The sequence below is a fragment of the Marinomonas piezotolerans genome, from assembly GCF_003362755.1.
GTDB lineage: Bacteria > Pseudomonadota > Gammaproteobacteria > Pseudomonadales > Marinomonadaceae > Marinomonas > Marinomonas piezotolerans.
This window is the reverse complement of the sequence record NZ_QKRA01000003.1, coordinates 468,189-481,946: the sequence shown is the minus strand read 5'-3', so window position 1 is coordinate 481,946 and position 13,758 is coordinate 468,189. Positions and strand designations below refer to the sequence as shown.

The 13,758-nt window shown below is 47.8% G+C and carries 23 protein-coding genes; 14 read left to right on the top strand and 9 right to left on the bottom strand.

Features of this window, described 5'->3' with window-relative positions:
* Window positions 1-3 precede the first annotated feature (3 nt).
* Genes DN730_RS09785 through DN730_RS09760 form a run of 6 tightly spaced genes read right to left on the bottom strand, consistent with a single transcriptional unit; the run spans window position 4 to window position 4,675 of the window.
* Window positions 4-687: a replication protein P gene (locus DN730_RS09785; protein ID WP_115467929.1), complete on the bottom strand. Its 684-nt coding sequence runs from the start codon at window positions 685-687 to the stop codon at window positions 4-6.
* The gene (locus DN730_RS09780; RefSeq protein ID WP_115467928.1) at window positions 687-1,574 is read right to left on the bottom strand and encodes a hypothetical protein; all 888 of its coding nucleotides are present in this window, start codon (window positions 1,572-1,574) and stop codon (window positions 687-689) included. Before DN730_RS09780 ends, DN730_RS09785 begins: the two co-directional genes overlap by 1 nt.
* Complete coding sequence (locus tag DN730_RS09775; RefSeq protein ID WP_115467927.1) at window positions 1,571-3,121, bottom strand: DNA cytosine methyltransferase; 1,551 nt, start codon at window positions 3,119-3,121, stop codon at window positions 1,571-1,573. The genes DN730_RS09780 and DN730_RS09775 overlap by 4 nt, the downstream gene beginning before the upstream one ends.
* An 11-nt stretch (window positions 3,122-3,132) precedes the next feature.
* The gene (locus tag DN730_RS09770) at window positions 3,133-4,095 is read right to left on the bottom strand and encodes a phosphoadenosine phosphosulfate reductase domain-containing protein (RefSeq protein WP_115467926.1); all 963 of its coding nucleotides are present in this window, start codon (window positions 4,093-4,095) and stop codon (window positions 3,133-3,135) included.
* Window positions 4,092-4,385: a hypothetical protein gene (locus tag DN730_RS09765; RefSeq protein WP_115467925.1), complete on the bottom strand. Its 294-nt coding sequence runs from the start codon at window positions 4,383-4,385 to the stop codon at window positions 4,092-4,094. The genes DN730_RS09770 and DN730_RS09765 overlap by 4 nt, the downstream gene beginning before the upstream one ends.
* Window positions 4,382-4,675, bottom strand: coding sequence for a hypothetical protein (locus DN730_RS09760; RefSeq protein WP_115467924.1), 294 nt, complete (start codon window positions 4,673-4,675; stop codon window positions 4,382-4,384). Before DN730_RS09760 ends, DN730_RS09765 begins: the two co-directional genes overlap by 4 nt.
* A 970-nt stretch (window positions 4,676-5,645) precedes the next feature.
* On the opposite strand from DN730_RS09760, the gene DN730_RS09755 reads away from it, so the two are divergent.
* Complete coding sequence (locus DN730_RS09755) at window positions 5,646-6,389, top strand: helix-turn-helix domain-containing protein (protein WP_115467923.1); 744 nt, start codon at window positions 5,646-5,648, stop codon at window positions 6,387-6,389.
* Here the strand turns inward: DN730_RS09755 and DN730_RS09750 are convergent.
* A complete protein-coding gene (locus tag DN730_RS09750) occupies window positions 6,386-6,664 on the bottom strand; it encodes a hypothetical protein (RefSeq protein WP_245957939.1) in 279 nt (92 codons plus the stop codon). The two genes, DN730_RS09755 and DN730_RS09750, sit on opposite strands and share 4 nt — an antisense overlap.
* 46 nt (window positions 6,665-6,710) lie before the next feature.
* Window positions 6,711-6,890, bottom strand: coding sequence for a hypothetical protein (locus DN730_RS19065; RefSeq protein WP_158541198.1), 180 nt, complete (start codon window positions 6,888-6,890; stop codon window positions 6,711-6,713).
* Between the two features lie 208 nt (window positions 6,891-7,098).
* Between DN730_RS19065 and DN730_RS09745 the strand changes: the two genes are divergently transcribed.
* The 13 genes from DN730_RS09745 (at window position 7,099) to DN730_RS09685 (ending at window position 12,531) form a co-directional block, all read left to right on the top strand.
* Entirely contained in the window at window positions 7,099-7,413 is a 315-nt protein-coding gene (locus DN730_RS09745) for a helix-turn-helix domain-containing protein (RefSeq protein WP_115467921.1), read from the top strand.
* Between the two features lie 125 nt (window positions 7,414-7,538).
* Complete coding sequence (locus DN730_RS09740) at window positions 7,539-7,985, top strand: LuxR C-terminal-related transcriptional regulator (protein ID WP_115467920.1); 447 nt, start codon at window positions 7,539-7,541, stop codon at window positions 7,983-7,985.
* A 10-nt stretch (window positions 7,986-7,995) separates the two neighbouring features.
* The gene (locus DN730_RS09735) at window positions 7,996-8,199 is read left to right on the top strand and encodes a carbon storage regulator (protein WP_115467919.1); all 204 of its coding nucleotides are present in this window, start codon (window positions 7,996-7,998) and stop codon (window positions 8,197-8,199) included.
* The gene (locus tag DN730_RS09730) at window positions 8,196-8,537 is read left to right on the top strand and encodes a hypothetical protein (RefSeq protein ID WP_115467918.1); all 342 of its coding nucleotides are present in this window, start codon (window positions 8,196-8,198) and stop codon (window positions 8,535-8,537) included. Before DN730_RS09735 ends, DN730_RS09730 begins: the two co-directional genes overlap by 4 nt.
* Window positions 8,538-8,548: 11 nt before the next feature.
* Window positions 8,549-9,298, top strand: coding sequence for a hypothetical protein (locus DN730_RS09725; protein ID WP_115467917.1), 750 nt, complete (start codon window positions 8,549-8,551; stop codon window positions 9,296-9,298).
* Window positions 9,298-10,224, top strand: a complete 927-nt coding sequence (locus DN730_RS09720; RefSeq protein WP_115467916.1) for a recombination-associated protein RdgC — start codon at window positions 9,298-9,300, stop codon at window positions 10,222-10,224. Before DN730_RS09725 ends, DN730_RS09720 begins: the two co-directional genes overlap by 1 nt.
* Window positions 10,221-10,439: a hypothetical protein gene (locus DN730_RS09715; protein ID WP_115467915.1), complete on the top strand. Its 219-nt coding sequence runs from the start codon at window positions 10,221-10,223 to the stop codon at window positions 10,437-10,439. The genes DN730_RS09720 and DN730_RS09715 overlap by 4 nt, the downstream gene beginning before the upstream one ends.
* Window positions 10,440-10,449: 10 nt before the next feature.
* A complete protein-coding gene (locus DN730_RS09710) occupies window positions 10,450-11,073 on the top strand; it encodes a hypothetical protein (RefSeq protein ID WP_115467914.1) in 624 nt (207 codons plus the stop codon).
* 11 nt (window positions 11,074-11,084) lie between these two features.
* Window positions 11,085-11,561 (top strand): aldo-keto reductase family protein, encoded by a 477-nt coding sequence (locus DN730_RS09705; RefSeq protein WP_115467913.1) that lies wholly within the window; start codon window positions 11,085-11,087, stop codon window positions 11,559-11,561.
* Entirely contained in the window at window positions 11,554-11,790 is a 237-nt protein-coding gene (locus DN730_RS09700; protein WP_115467912.1) for a hypothetical protein, read from the top strand. Before DN730_RS09705 ends, DN730_RS09700 begins: the two co-directional genes overlap by 8 nt.
* Window positions 11,787-12,002: a hypothetical protein gene (locus tag DN730_RS09695; RefSeq protein ID WP_115467911.1), complete on the top strand. Its 216-nt coding sequence runs from the start codon at window positions 11,787-11,789 to the stop codon at window positions 12,000-12,002. The genes DN730_RS09700 and DN730_RS09695 overlap by 4 nt, the downstream gene beginning before the upstream one ends.
* Window positions 11,999-12,274 carry a hypothetical protein gene (locus DN730_RS09690; protein WP_115467910.1) on the top strand — a complete coding sequence of 92 codons (276 nt, stop codon included), beginning with the start codon at window positions 11,999-12,001 and terminating at the stop codon, window positions 12,272-12,274. The genes DN730_RS09695 and DN730_RS09690 overlap by 4 nt, the downstream gene beginning before the upstream one ends.
* Window positions 12,271-12,531 carry a hypothetical protein gene (locus DN730_RS09685; protein WP_115467909.1) on the top strand — a complete coding sequence of 87 codons (261 nt, stop codon included), beginning with the start codon at window positions 12,271-12,273 and terminating at the stop codon, window positions 12,529-12,531. Before DN730_RS09690 ends, DN730_RS09685 begins: the two co-directional genes overlap by 4 nt.
* Here DN730_RS09685 and DN730_RS09680 read toward each other — a convergent pair.
* Complete coding sequence (locus DN730_RS09680; RefSeq protein ID WP_158541197.1) at window positions 12,506-13,711, bottom strand: tyrosine-type recombinase/integrase; 1,206 nt, start codon at window positions 13,709-13,711, stop codon at window positions 12,506-12,508. The genes DN730_RS09685 and DN730_RS09680 overlap by 26 nt on opposite strands.
* Between the last annotated feature and the right edge of the window lie 47 nt (window positions 13,712-13,758).

Genomic DNA, 13,758 nt, shown 5'->3' with positions numbered 1-13,758 from the left:
CCCCTACCCCTTAAGCGCTGCTTTCAGTGCGCCGATGTTCGCGCGGCCCAGCTCTTTCAGCTCAGCGCGCTCGCTTTCGGTCAGTTTCTTTTGCTCAATCATTTGCGGTTTATCCGCGACGATCTTCTCGCCTCGAATCACAGCGGCACACATATCGGCATAGGCTTTGCGGTAGGCATTTTTACCCGCTGTAGTATCCGATCGGCGGAGTTTGTGCCAGCTAACAATCTTGCCAGCGGCGTAAACCGCTGGGTGGCTAGGCGTCCAGCTCACGATGTCGTGACTGTGATCAACCGCCTCGCGGTAGGCTTCGTCAACACTCGGTAGGCCGTAACACCACATAATAAATTCAGCAATAACGGGCCACTTGGTGTACTTATCCTCAACCGCATAACGCTTTGCGCGAGCAGCACCGGTGCGCAGCATATCGCCACTCACTCGCGCCTTGATCAATTCACGAGCCCACTGCTTCTGAATCTCCGCCTCGATTTCTGGCGTCTTCATCGATGCGCCGTAATTTGGATAAAACGCTTTCAAGGTGCTAAAAAGCTTGCCGATCGTCTTTTTCATCGCAGCCAAGGCATCAGCGTCGATATCGGCCGACTGTCGCGGTTGCTCATGGACCACAGGGCGGCTAACAGGGAAATTGCGTTGCTGGGTCGGTAATAATTCGCTTACGTTTCGCATCAGAAGCCCTCCGGATCAAACACATCGTTCCAATCAATCGCACCGCCTGGCTTAGCCTGCTGGCGGATAGTTGGCAGTTGCTCATCGTTCCAGCGCTCGTTGTTAATCCAAGTCGTTGGCAGAGGCTGGAATTGTTTCTGGTCGGCAGGTGCCGCGGCGTAGAGATTCCCCCAGCGCTGCGCTTGGTCGATGATGAATTGAATTTTCACGACCGCTTGCTCACGATCGCTCGGCAATGGGATTTTTAGCCACCTCGTCTCAGCCGCCTTACGGTTGTCCTTGCGCTGGTAGGCGTTCCAGAACAAATCGAACGATTGGGCCAACAACTCGCGTTTGGCTTTGGCATCGAATTTTTCAACAGGGACCACCGGAGCGGTTTCGTTCGATTCGACCGAATCGGACAAGTTATTTACTGAAGTAATCTCTGTTGTATTCTCTGTAGTAATCTCTGTAGTAATCTTTGTAATAGTTTGCTGGTTTTCGGCACAACTGTTTGCCGATTCTTGGCAATCTAGTTTGCCGCTTTCTGGCATTCCAGTTTGCCGAATTTCGGCATTCTTGTTTGTTGTAGAGATAACCCCTAGAACTTCGGCTAACTTCTCGAAATTAACGCGATAATACGTTTTGCAAGGGATGCCCTTCTTAACGATTTCAAGGACGCCTTTGGCCTTCAGTTTTTTACGTGCTCCGTCCTGCTCATGGCGTGATAAACCCGTTTCTTCGGTCCATTCTTCAATGGTTTTATAGAACCATTTATCAGCGTTAGAGGTACGGTTTGACCAGTAAACAGCCTGAGAAAGGAACAAGGCACCAGAGGCGCCTGCTCCTAATCCCATGAAAGAACGCTGGAACGCAATAGGACGGTCTAAAAGCTTCTCGATACTCACTGCACACCCCCTACGCTCAACGCCGCAGCCATAGGCTTGACCCAAATAGGCGCGTTGTCTAAAAGGAATGTCTCGCCCTGTCGAGCAAGCAGGATCGTCGTACCCATCACCTCAGCGATCGCACGAGAAGCCGCTGGCGGTACCGCATTACCGATACGTTCTCGCCATTCACGATCATTTAAGCCATCAAGCAGCAAATATTCCTCTGGCTCGATTAGGGATTGCAGAGCAGCAAGCTCAAGTGTTGTGAAGGGACGGTGCCAACACCCATCCAGCGCTTTGATGTACGCTACGACATTATCGCTAGCCTCAGGCAAACGCGGATCAGCCACAGACCAGCGGCCATTATCATGACATGCAGCAGCAGAAACAGCCCCAGAAAAGCTATCCCAAGGCAAAACACCATAGTGACCGCCTCCGTAGAAATTATCGCCTTTCTTCCGTTTCAAGTTTGGTCGAGGATCGGCCACAGCAAAGCGCCCACCTCCCACTGCAGACTGAGAGGTCACCACACCCATTGATTCATTCCACGGTATTATTCCGTATGCACCATAACCACCTAATGATCGAGGAGAACGAGGGTCGGCTACTGAAAACGCCCCATTGGTCGCATAGCTTTTACCTGCTATCACCCCCATAGATTGTTCCCAATCATTTACCCCGATAAAGCCGTTACGACGCTCAGGCATAATTAAGAAGTCTCGAAGATGGCCGTTTTCAACCACCAAACGCTCAAGCGATCGCCAATCTTTACCCGCCTCAACAAATGCCAAGCGCACCCATGTTTTCCATTGCAGAGGCCTTACGCGATGCATTGGGCCAGCAGCCTCATCACCAGGTAACGGCATGCGCTCTAAAACAGAGCCAACACTTTGAAGCCCTTTAGTGGCTGGCTGGTATAGGAATGGCGGAACCTTCTCAACATGACGAGCCACTAATAGGAAACGCTTGCGAGACTGCGCAAGGCCACCGATCTCGCCACAATCGTGGGTCGTTTCAGCGACTGCGTAGCCAGCGTGAGATAACACTTGGTTAATCTGATCCAACAAATGACGACCGCGAGAAGCTAAGCGAGGCACGTTTTCAAACACAATCAAATCAACTGGGTCGTCTTTCCATGCCTCAACCATCAGCCAAACACAACGAAGCGTCAGCTCATTAAGCGCCTGATACTTGGGTGTGACCGCTTTCTTTTGAGATAGCAAACCGCTTGCCCCCTTACAAGGGGAGCTGATAAACACCACATTAGGCGTGCGATTTTGAGCCGCAGCACGAACGTCTGCAGGAGTGGCTTCTTTCCACTCTTTTGGTGGCTCCACACCGTGAAATCGTGTGTACTGATCGCGGGTGAACAAATCCATCACGGTGCCATCCGTGCCCGTCAGCGTTTTAAAGTCACGGATCGCAGCGGGCTCAACATCGATACCACCAAGGCACTCGAACCGCGCCTCAACATTCCCAACACGAGGGTTAGCCATGTTAAAACCTTTTGCACCGGCCCCAAGGCCGCAGCAAAAATGAAAGTGAGTAATCGTATCTTTGATCATACCTCACCCCCCTATTCGCATATCGCGTAAACAGACTGACACACTTGGGCATCAGTAGGTTCTTGATTTAGGAAGTCATGCTGTCGGCCCCCTCGCGATGTTTTCGCCCAATCAATCATTCGATTGATGCCGTGAGTTCGGAAAAAGATCTTGTCATCTGTTTTGACGGTTGGGTCATTGACAGCTGGGAAAAATGTCGCTGACTCTCGCTTAGATGTCTGTGAAACGATCTCTTCCCATTGGCGTATACGCTCTACAACTTCTGGAAACTGCTCAGCGATTTTTTTTAGCTCCCCCTTGTTACCGTTCACGCATGGCATACACCCAACGCGGGACATGCCTTTCTCATATAATGGGTTCCACCTGATTCCATGCTTCTTATGGAATGCAAAAACTTCCTCAGCAGTCCATTTCAGGATCGGACGGTAATTAAAGATTCCCTTCATGGTCTCCATATCCCCAAAAACAGCGCTCATTTCTGGTAATTTGGCACGACTGGCAGATTCATCAGCTCTCTGCCCCTGCCAACTAATAATCGTGCTGTATTTACCAATCAATGGCTCGATAACTTGTTCTTCTATGACTTTCTCTTTAAGAAACTCAGTGCAGAACCGGGCCTTCATAGATGGGAATCGCCCTTTCCAGATACATAAATCTAGGAACGGGTTTCCAGTAGGCTTAAGAAGAGTAAGCACTCTTGCGATAACCCGCAGAGATATCCCCTCTTTACGCCATTTTGTTTTAACAGTGTTTCTCTTGCGTAATATTTGCTTAGTGAAATCAGCTTTAACACGAATGATTTCAATACCTAGCGTTTCTTCTAGATAGTCTAGGTACTCATAGGTTATCGAGTGCTCATTACCAGTATCTGCGAAAACATAAATTCTGTTTGGTACATCACGGTCTATAGAAAGCAAAGAAAGAGCGGTGGAGTCTTTACCACCGCTTATGGAAATAACGTTTACTTCACTCATGACTCACCCCCATAAACATACTGGAGGTTATTGGAAACAAACTTATCAGCCGCTTTTAAAGCATCTTCAAAGCCATAAAATCGATGTTTGGAAAGCCATTCATCTGATCGATTAGATGGCATTGGCTCCGCCCACATGGCTAGGGAGGTATGGTTATCAAGGCAACAACTGCCTGTCTCGTTTCTAACAGCAAAGGCCATAGAGTTATCAGGATAAATTTTTGTTACTTGGATCTTGATGCCAGAATTTTGGCAAGTCCAAGTGGTTGCGTGAAAATTGGTATAACTCATGCCCACACCTCCATAGCTGTACCTTTGAAGCTTGGGTTCTGGCAGGCGTAGACGTGGCTCTTGGATTTGCGGCCATTAAAAAACGGCGCGATCCAGCCTTCGCGCTGTAACTCAGCGATGGCTAAACGTACTTTTTCGATTGGAAGTTGAGATAGTTCAGAAAGCTCCTGCTCATCGAGCAAGAAGCGTGGCGAATCGCCAAAGATAGGAACGTAAAGTTGAATGGTGTCGCGAACAGCCTGAGCATAAGAACTCAAACGATCGTCAACCAATAGGCGTAATTGTGCCATGAGTGGTCTCCTTTTAATTTTGGAGCCACCCAATCGAAGTGGTAATTTCGAAATTAGGGTGGCCGGATTCAAAGCGTAGGAGTTACCACAACCAGTAAAAGGAGAACTGGCCCATCCGAAGACGGCTCCATAGCCAAGAACCCGACCATAAATGGTAGGTACAGGCATACAACAGACACAAAAAAACCGCTCGGAGCGGTGTGTCTGCTCTCCTCTTAAAAACTGGGTGGTAATCCAGGTTGCCGATTTTGCAGCAACGGGCAAATTATTACTCATAGCTCTGTACCTGTCAAAAATTACAGATACATCGATTCGTCAGCGTCTTACTTATGATCGGCGTCTTGCCTTTCGATGTTATCTCTCAGTTGTCCGAATCGCTCGTTGATCTTCTCAACGAGACTACAAAGTTCAGGGTCATCCCAATCCATGAATTCGCGCTTTGCTAAAAAAGCCCCCGGAGGGGCGCAATGTCAGTCGTTCACAAAAAGGGTAACACCTGAATGCGGGTCAGTCGTTCCACTACTGCAACGACTATTCAATAGACTAAACCCAGATGGGCGCAGTAGGTTCACAAGGACATCCCCTTTACTCTGCTCGGGCGCTTCACAGCGTGCCGACTAAGAGCCATCTAACGATGGTTGATTGCCACAAATTTTTACGTTTCACATACAAAACTATGAAACTTCATAGTGGCAGCAAAAACGATAATAGACCATATTAAGCCACTCAGTCCACCAAAACGGTCAACAAAATCAATAAAAAATAAAACCGTTCATTTTTATATGATCAGCACAATCACCAGAGCCTCTAAAAGGACGCTCTCAATTTTCTAAAAAAGGCGTATATCGTGTTATTTCGGAAAATTAAGTAATAGAATTAATGCACTTATTTCATTTCTCCAATAAGTACCATAACTAGCGGATCTCAATCCGCTTTAGCTAGACACAGAAATCAACATAGAGACTCAATAATGACCGTCGACAGCAAAACCCTTGATACCTCTGAGAAAGACGATGTTGTCAAACAAACTGCTGAAGCCATCAAGCGGCTAATCGACGCTTCTCGATTTGATAGGTCCGATATCAAGGACCACCTCAAGCTATCCATGGACCAGCTAAATCGACGACTACTAGGCCAGACACCATTTCTCTTTCATGAAGTTAAAGCGATTTGTGATTTCCTGGGCGTTACCATAGATGAGGCTATGCGCATTGCGGGAATGAGCCAGCACGAGTTTGAAAACGCGTGGGTGTATCAATGGCGAAGAAAGGCACTGGAACGCCAAGTGGCAGCTATCGAATACAACGACAAAATCTCTCGCAACGCTGTCGCCGACAGGCTGGGCTTTAGCCCAAGCTGGCTAAGCTATGCTCTAAATGGGAAAAAGCGTATCAGCAGCCAAGCTGCCCGACAAATTGAATACGCCCTATCCTTACCTGATGGCTTCCTAGATAAAGAACCCAATAAAGCCCCTGAAACATCACAGATCGATAGCGACTTAATACTAAGAACAGCAAAAGAACTGGTAGCATCTGTTGAAGCGGACGGCCGAAAAATGCACTCTCAGGAGCTTTATGCAAGCATTATTGGCATTTGCCAGCTTTACAATGCGCGCATCGCCATGAAGGAAGGTAGAACCCCGCAAGATGATGCTGTGGATTTCTCGCGTGTCTATGAACAATTGATGATGCATTTAAAGCTGGCGGATGATTAAGCTACAAGTGTAAACATTAAATCCTGTATCTTGCGATCAAGCTCATCTGCACCTTCAACAGTAAAAAAGCCAAGACCGCCACACCAAACTCCAATGCGCTCAGGGCTAGTTATAGCGGCATGTTTTTCTTTAGGTGAACTGTGATGACTAGTGAAGAAGCTCCATCTCTCATAAAGATCACCCAGCTCATCACGTATAAGGTCATTTTCTAACGCCAAGAATTTACTGGTATTAGTATCCAAATGCACTTGAAGATCTCCTTGATCGAAAACCACTAACCCTATATTGATTGTTTCACACCTCTTACGGCAGGGAGTGCACTTAATTACGCTGTAGTAGTAGACCACTATGAGCCCCCTGCTCTTCACATATAATTTCCTGCTCAATAAGTTTGATCTGAATTCGATAGTACGCAACCATCCCTCGATCGCCTTGTTCTTGAGCAATCTTTAGTTTTTCGACTAATTGTTCCCTTTGCAGCTTCAAATCCATGTCTTCCATATTACAGCTCCAGCCCGCATATTAACGGCGTTTCACAACGTTGTTACAAGCCCAAGGGACTATGTCTATCCAATATTGGGTAAACTCTACCCATATGGAGAGCAATAGAAAAATAAACTCTCCATTGCATTTTTTTACGAATGATAAACAGCTACATTCCGTTGATTTCAATATATTTTTCCCCTGACGCAAATCATAAAAGCAGCATATGAATCTAGCCCTAAAGATAGAAGCTGCAAGGAAAGCCCGTGGACTATCAAGGAAAGAGTTAGCCGAAAAGGTCAAGCGATCTGAGCATACCGTAAAGGCGTGGGAGATCGGTCGAAATCGTCCAAGCAAACACACACTACAAAACGTAGAGCTAGCACTAGATCTATGTTCTGGCGAGCTATGCGGCGGACCACTCACAATACAAGAAGCATTAAAGCAACTAGAAATCACCCTTAACAAAATTCCCTCACAGCGACGGGATCACGCCGTCAATCTCATCTCAAGCCTAACAAAGCTCATCGATAACAACTAAACAAATATACTGTACACACATACAGTATATTTGTTTATCTTTATTTTATATTCATTGTTGACGCTTAACAATATCTTGTACTATATTTCAGTCAACAGATCGAAATATAGGCAAGAGGCCGAATCATGCAAGACGCAAAACAAATAAGTTTTTACCCTTCCAGCCACACATCAGAGCTAAGCGCTCATGCACTTGAGATATTGGCAATGACTGCTCAGGGGCTTCGCTCTAAGCAGATTGCCAACACTGTTTGTAGATCTGTTCCAACCATTCATTTCCATCAAGACAAAGCTCGCAAGCACTACGACGCCAGCAACTTAACTGAAGCTGTTGCAAAGGCCATTGCGCTTGGCGACATCCTGTTTTGTGTCGAGCCAGTCCAAATCAAGACCGCGTACCGAAGAGCGACAGCGATCGCCATGGTGCTAGCTGCCATGACAACAACTGCGCTCGATACACCTTTTACATTCGACGCAGACCTTGATCTAGCACGACATCACACAACCCGTGCCGCTCGCACGGTTAAGGTTCGCGGTAACCGCCGTGAACTAACCGACTTCATCATTGGATAGGAGAAAAGTAATGCACAGCGGATTGATCCTCAGTCGCACAAAAGATGAAGGCATCACCATCAAGGTACCGCCCTCTGATACAGAAACCATCGTGCACGTCACCACATTGTCATGCACACATTCGCGTGCGCGCCTGCGCATCGCAGCACCGCACAACACCAGCATCATCCGAGACGAGATTTTGAAAAGTTCAAAGGAAGGAGACGCAGCATGAGCAAGGTGAACCATTACCGAACCACTCTTACTCAGGATCAAGCTGTGTATGTTCTAGATGGAAATAACGACCCACGTTTCCGCCTAGCGCTGACCAGCCGCATCTTCACACAACACGGGCATGACAACACGATTGCCATCAGCTCTGTCATCGAAGGCAAACCGACGAGCAATAAACGCCGCCGCCTCGATGGCGAGACGATGAACATCGGCCCGCTGGTCATCCGCCTAGAGAAATCAACAGACAACCCTAACGCCGTGACGCTGGTGTTCTTAGAAAAGCCGTCAAGCTACAGCGTTGCATCTGAAAAAGCCGTCAAAAAAGCGGCAGGAATGTAAGGAGACAAACCATGACAACTGAAAACCAAGAATTCACACCAATGACAAACCCGGCAACTGACACTGCTCAGGATATGTTTACAGCCGTCCTGCATGAGCGCCTAGCCTCTGGAGCGTTAGAGCAAGCGATCACTAAGCGAGTTGATAAGTTGATCGAAGAGACTGCGGACGATCTATTTCGTTCATACGGCGAAGTTGGCAAGGCGCTAAAAGAAAAGCTTTCGGCTTCCATCATGCCGCAGATTGAAAGCCTTGAAGATTTACCCGTTTACCATGACTTCGTTATGAACCGTTTGAAGCTGGCAGCGCAGAATTTCTACGACAGTCGCCTAGCAGATGTCGTGGATGCAGAGCTAAAAGAAATCATGACAGAGCTGCCAGAAGAAGTAACGCTGTCTTGGCTTATTGAGAAACTCACCGAAAGAGCCAGATCATACAATGACGATCCAGAAGGTGAAATCACGCTAATTATCGAAGAGAGAACCCATGGACGCTTCATGATGGTTTACCTAGATAAAAATGAAGGGGTATCTGATCGTAATTGTGATTACAGACTACACCTCTATGAAGATGAAAAGACCGGGAAATGGGAAATCTTAAATCTACGAGTTAACGGCGAAGAGTCCGGAAAACATTTATGCGTGGGAACGCTATATGGCTTTGAAAAAATTCTGTTCAACATATACGCAATGAAAGGCCAGATCGCACTTGATCAAGGCGAATACGCTCACGATTACGAAACTAGCTGGAGTGAATACTAATGTTTTTCAAATCATTTCAATTCTTCCAGCTCAAAGAGCCTGCAAGCATCGACTTTGAAGCCATGACTGCAGTATTGCCTGAATTTGCTTTAAAAGAAGTTGGCTCAAATGACTGGTTCACGTTTGGCACCTTGCCACTCGTTCGCAACTCAGAGTGCTGGTCCATTGTCTGCAACGACTGCATGCTGATCCGCTTCGGCAAGGAAGAAAAGAGTCTTCCTGCTGCAGTCGTTCGCGAGGCGTTAGACACCAAAATCGCAGAAATCGAGCTGGTAGAAGGCCGCAAGATTGGTCGCAAAGAGAAAGGCGACATCAAGGACGAGCTTGTCTTTACGCTGCGCCCGAAAGCCTTCGCCAAGCGCTCTGACATCTGGCTTTACATCGATAAGAAAGCAGCCCTACTGGTGCTAAATACCACCAACGCAGGCATGACAGAGCAAGCGTTCAAGCTGCTCCAAACTATGTGCGGATCATTCCCAATGGTACCCCTGCAGGCGCAAGCATCACCTGCAGGCATCATGACTGACTGGTTAGTGAAAAACGACTTGCCAGCGATCTTAGAAACGGGCGACGAATGCGAAGTAGCTGACAACAGCGAAGACAAAGCCAAGGCTCGTTTTAAGAACCTTGAGCCACTTTCAGAAGATGTTACCCGTCACCTTGACCAAGGCATGCAAGTGAAATCGCTCGGCCTCAAATGGAGCGACAAAGCGTCATTCGTTCTTAATGATGACCTGACCATCAAAAAGGTGAAGTGGGACGAAATGCTGAAAGAAGCCGCTTTCAACAATTCCCAAGGCGGTGATATGTCCGATCTTGATGCAAACTTCGCACTCATGTCCCTGACAGTTCGAAAGTTCTTCAACGAACACTTCGCGAAGTGGTTTGAGATTGCGGCGGACTTTGAACAGGAGCAAGCAGCATGAATACCAAGCACAACTGGAACCTCGATGTTATCGCTGGCCACGACGAAGACAGCAACCCAATCACCGTTGCTCAGCTCGTTGCTGCACTTGAAGGCCAACAATACTCGCTTGACGCCAGCGCCGAAACCATTCGCGCACTTCAAACACAAGTCGCAGAGCTTGAAGCGGGGCTTAACCATGCCACCGCTCGCTTAAACGAACAAACAGCAGCTTAGGGAGAACGACATGACTGATTTACTACGACAAGAAGTATTTGAAATCTTCCAAGAAAATACAGCAAAGCATGAGCTGACCATTCTCAAGGATGACGGCAAATATCGCCATATCAGATTTGGCGTGAAGGGATCTTCTTTTTACGCAATCAACATCACCACTTGGCCTGGGTACTTAGCTGTGACTGGCGATATGGGGGACTTTGTATTTACGCGATTAAGCGACATGTTTGAATTCTTTCGCGGCAAGGCCAGCATCAATCCAGGTTACTGGGGCGAAAAGCTGGTGGCAGAACCTCGCGGCTCAGAATATGGAAAAAAATGGTCCGAGGAAGCATTCAAGCGTGACGTGAGTAACTACCTAGAAGGCAACCTAGAGCCCCTAGAAGAGCTAGAAGGCGAAGAAGCTGAGATTAATCGATCTATTCGCGAAGAAATTGAAGAATCTCTTAAGTCCATTTCCCACAAGGAAGAGGCCAACGACTTTATCTCCAATTTTGATAAGCACGACTTCCAGTTCGATAGCTTTTATGAATACGACTGTACTGAGTACACACATCATTTTCTTTGGATTTGTTACGCGATCGTTGAAATCATCAAACGCTACGACGCAGCTAAATCAGATATAGCAGCTTAGGGGAATTCAGCATGCCAAAGAATAGAAAACCCAGCGATGAAGAAGTGCAGAAAGGCATTGAAAAAGCAATTGAGAACGGGCTTGGCATTTTCAAAACCGCTCAATTCATAAAAGTGGGAGTCGCTAGAATGAAAAGGCTAGCGACCAAAGAGCAGCTTAAAGCCCTTAAACGCAACGGTGAAGCAAACCTAAACGAGGTAAAGCAGCAATCGGAAGAGCGGATTAAGGCGCGCATTGAAGAATCCCTGCGACTTGGGCACAGCCTGACCGCTTGCTCGCTTCATGCAGGAGCCTCAACGACGCGCGTCCGTGAGCTGGCAACACCAAGCCAAATCAAAGCCCTAGAAAGCAACAACAAGGCGGATAAAAAAACATTTACTCCTACCCGCAATGAAGGGGGCATTGTCATTCGTGACCAAGCTATTGCACGTATGAGAATGCAAGAAATCATAGCCGCTCACCGAGCTATCGGGAGGCGGCATGTCTGAGTCATTAGATGTTGGCGGAAAACTTCTGCTAGAGGCATTTGCCGCAAGTGAAAAAGGCAGCGCATACACAGTAAGAACGTTCTGCAACCGTGCCCAGGAATTACACGAACAAGCCACCAACCCGCTTCGTGACGGGCTGGAAAAGATTAAAAGCTTCGTGCCGCAAACTGAGCGCGAACGCATCATGCGCACGCTAGCGATCGAAGCGCTAAAGGGAGATAAGCAATGAGAAGTGTGTTTTACATTCTAGCCGTTTGGGCTGCTATCGAGCTATACGGATTTGCTGCGCTGGCATTTGCCCTGACGCTATTTTTATTAGCGCTACCGATAGCTGGTCGAGACAACAAGCTCGCCACTAAAGGAGCGGTCTTTTCATTCACAATCATATTGATGTTCAGCGTCAAAATGACCTTCATCGCAACGCAGGTATTACAGTCATGAGCCTAGAACGAGATCTACAACTCTGGCAACAAACGGGCAACAGCACCCACGCTAGAAACATCGCCAACCAGCTTGCCAAAGTGATGGATGCCAGCGAATACAAATCCATCAAGAAATTCGACGATGTGACAGTTGGCCACGGGTCAGGAGCGGACATTAAAAGCGGTTTGCTTTGGGCCGTGATCGACATGGTAGAAGCTAAGAACCGCATGCTGCATGACGAAAACAAGCAGCTAAAAGCACAACTCAAAACGCAAACGGAGGCAGTATGAGTGAGCAATCATTAACACCAACCGCACCAACCATGATCGATGTTTTCGCCGCAGCAGGCGCACCGTCGTGCTTTTTTAGCGGCGCAGATTTGCAGAAGCGCTACAGCATAAGCCCAGCGACTTTCTGGCGTTGGAGACAGCCTGACTGTCCCCACAAACTGCCTGATCCTCGTTTCGGGGACGGCAAAAGCGCCCGCTGGGCATTAGAGGATATAGTGCAATGGGAGAACGCTAAGCAACAATCTCACGAAGCTTAGACAGCCATGCACGATACAACTCTCGTTGCTCATCTAAATAATCGTAGTAGTCATACGTTTGCCACATTTTTGGTAACGCATGGCCCAAGGCGATCTCCGCTATGTGAGGCGGCGCAAGTTGCGACCAACGCGACCGCGCCGTCGATCGTAAATCATGGAGCGACCAATGCTCCACATCTTGAGCCAGCCGACGCTTAATCCACTTATTGAGATTATCACTGATCCCTAAATGACTAGTCTCTGATGTCGGCTCGTCTGCCCCCTCTTTAGGAAACATGTATTGATAGTTTGGCGGACTAAGCTGCAGACATTGTTTAATAAGCTCCGCCATCTCAGGCAAGATGGGGCGCTTGAGTGGCTTACCTGTTTTAGCACCTGTTTTATGATTCTCGGGCGGGATAGTCCACACATTGTTGTGCAAATCAAAATGTGCCTTCTCAGAGAGTCTCAGCTCACCTACTCGACCGCCCCACATAAGAAGCAATTGCAGCATGACAGTGTTTCGAGGGCGCAAGTTGCTCTTTAGAATGGCCTGCCATACGAGCCTAAGTTCCCGATCATCAAGGCTACGCACCCTCACTTTGCGCTTAACTCGCAAATCGTACTTCGCTGAGACATCAGATACCGGATTAACACTCACTCTGCGCATCCGAATTCCCCACGCATACATCTGACTAACAGCACTTAGAATACGCTCAGATATAGAAGGGGCTGACTCTGCTACATCTTCCAGCAATGCCATCCAATGATGTGTCTCTACATTCTCGGCCTGCTGCTCTCCCAACATCGGAAAGACATACAGCTCCATAGAGCGCAACACCTGGTCGGCACTCTTCTTGTGGTGTGACGCAAACTTGCTGTGATAATCGACATAAAGCTGCTCAACGGTATTCGTAGGTGCAGCACCAAGGCGCTGTTGTTGAAGCACCTTTTTAGGGTCTCTGGATTCGGCTAACTCTGCACGCAACTCTGCATGGATCTCTCGAGCGCGTTTTAACGAGATACTTGGATAGGGACCAATATCGATACGATGCTGCTTCCCGCCAAATCGATATCGATACTGAAAAACCAATTTCCCCTTAGACGAAGCGCGAACCCCCAAACCATCCCGATCGGAGAACACCTCGACACCATCCCGCTCACGGCCAGCATTCGCTTTGAGCCACGCATTTGAAATCATCGCCATGCCTGTAATTTTATGTGTAATTTAATTACGAAAAGTTGAGT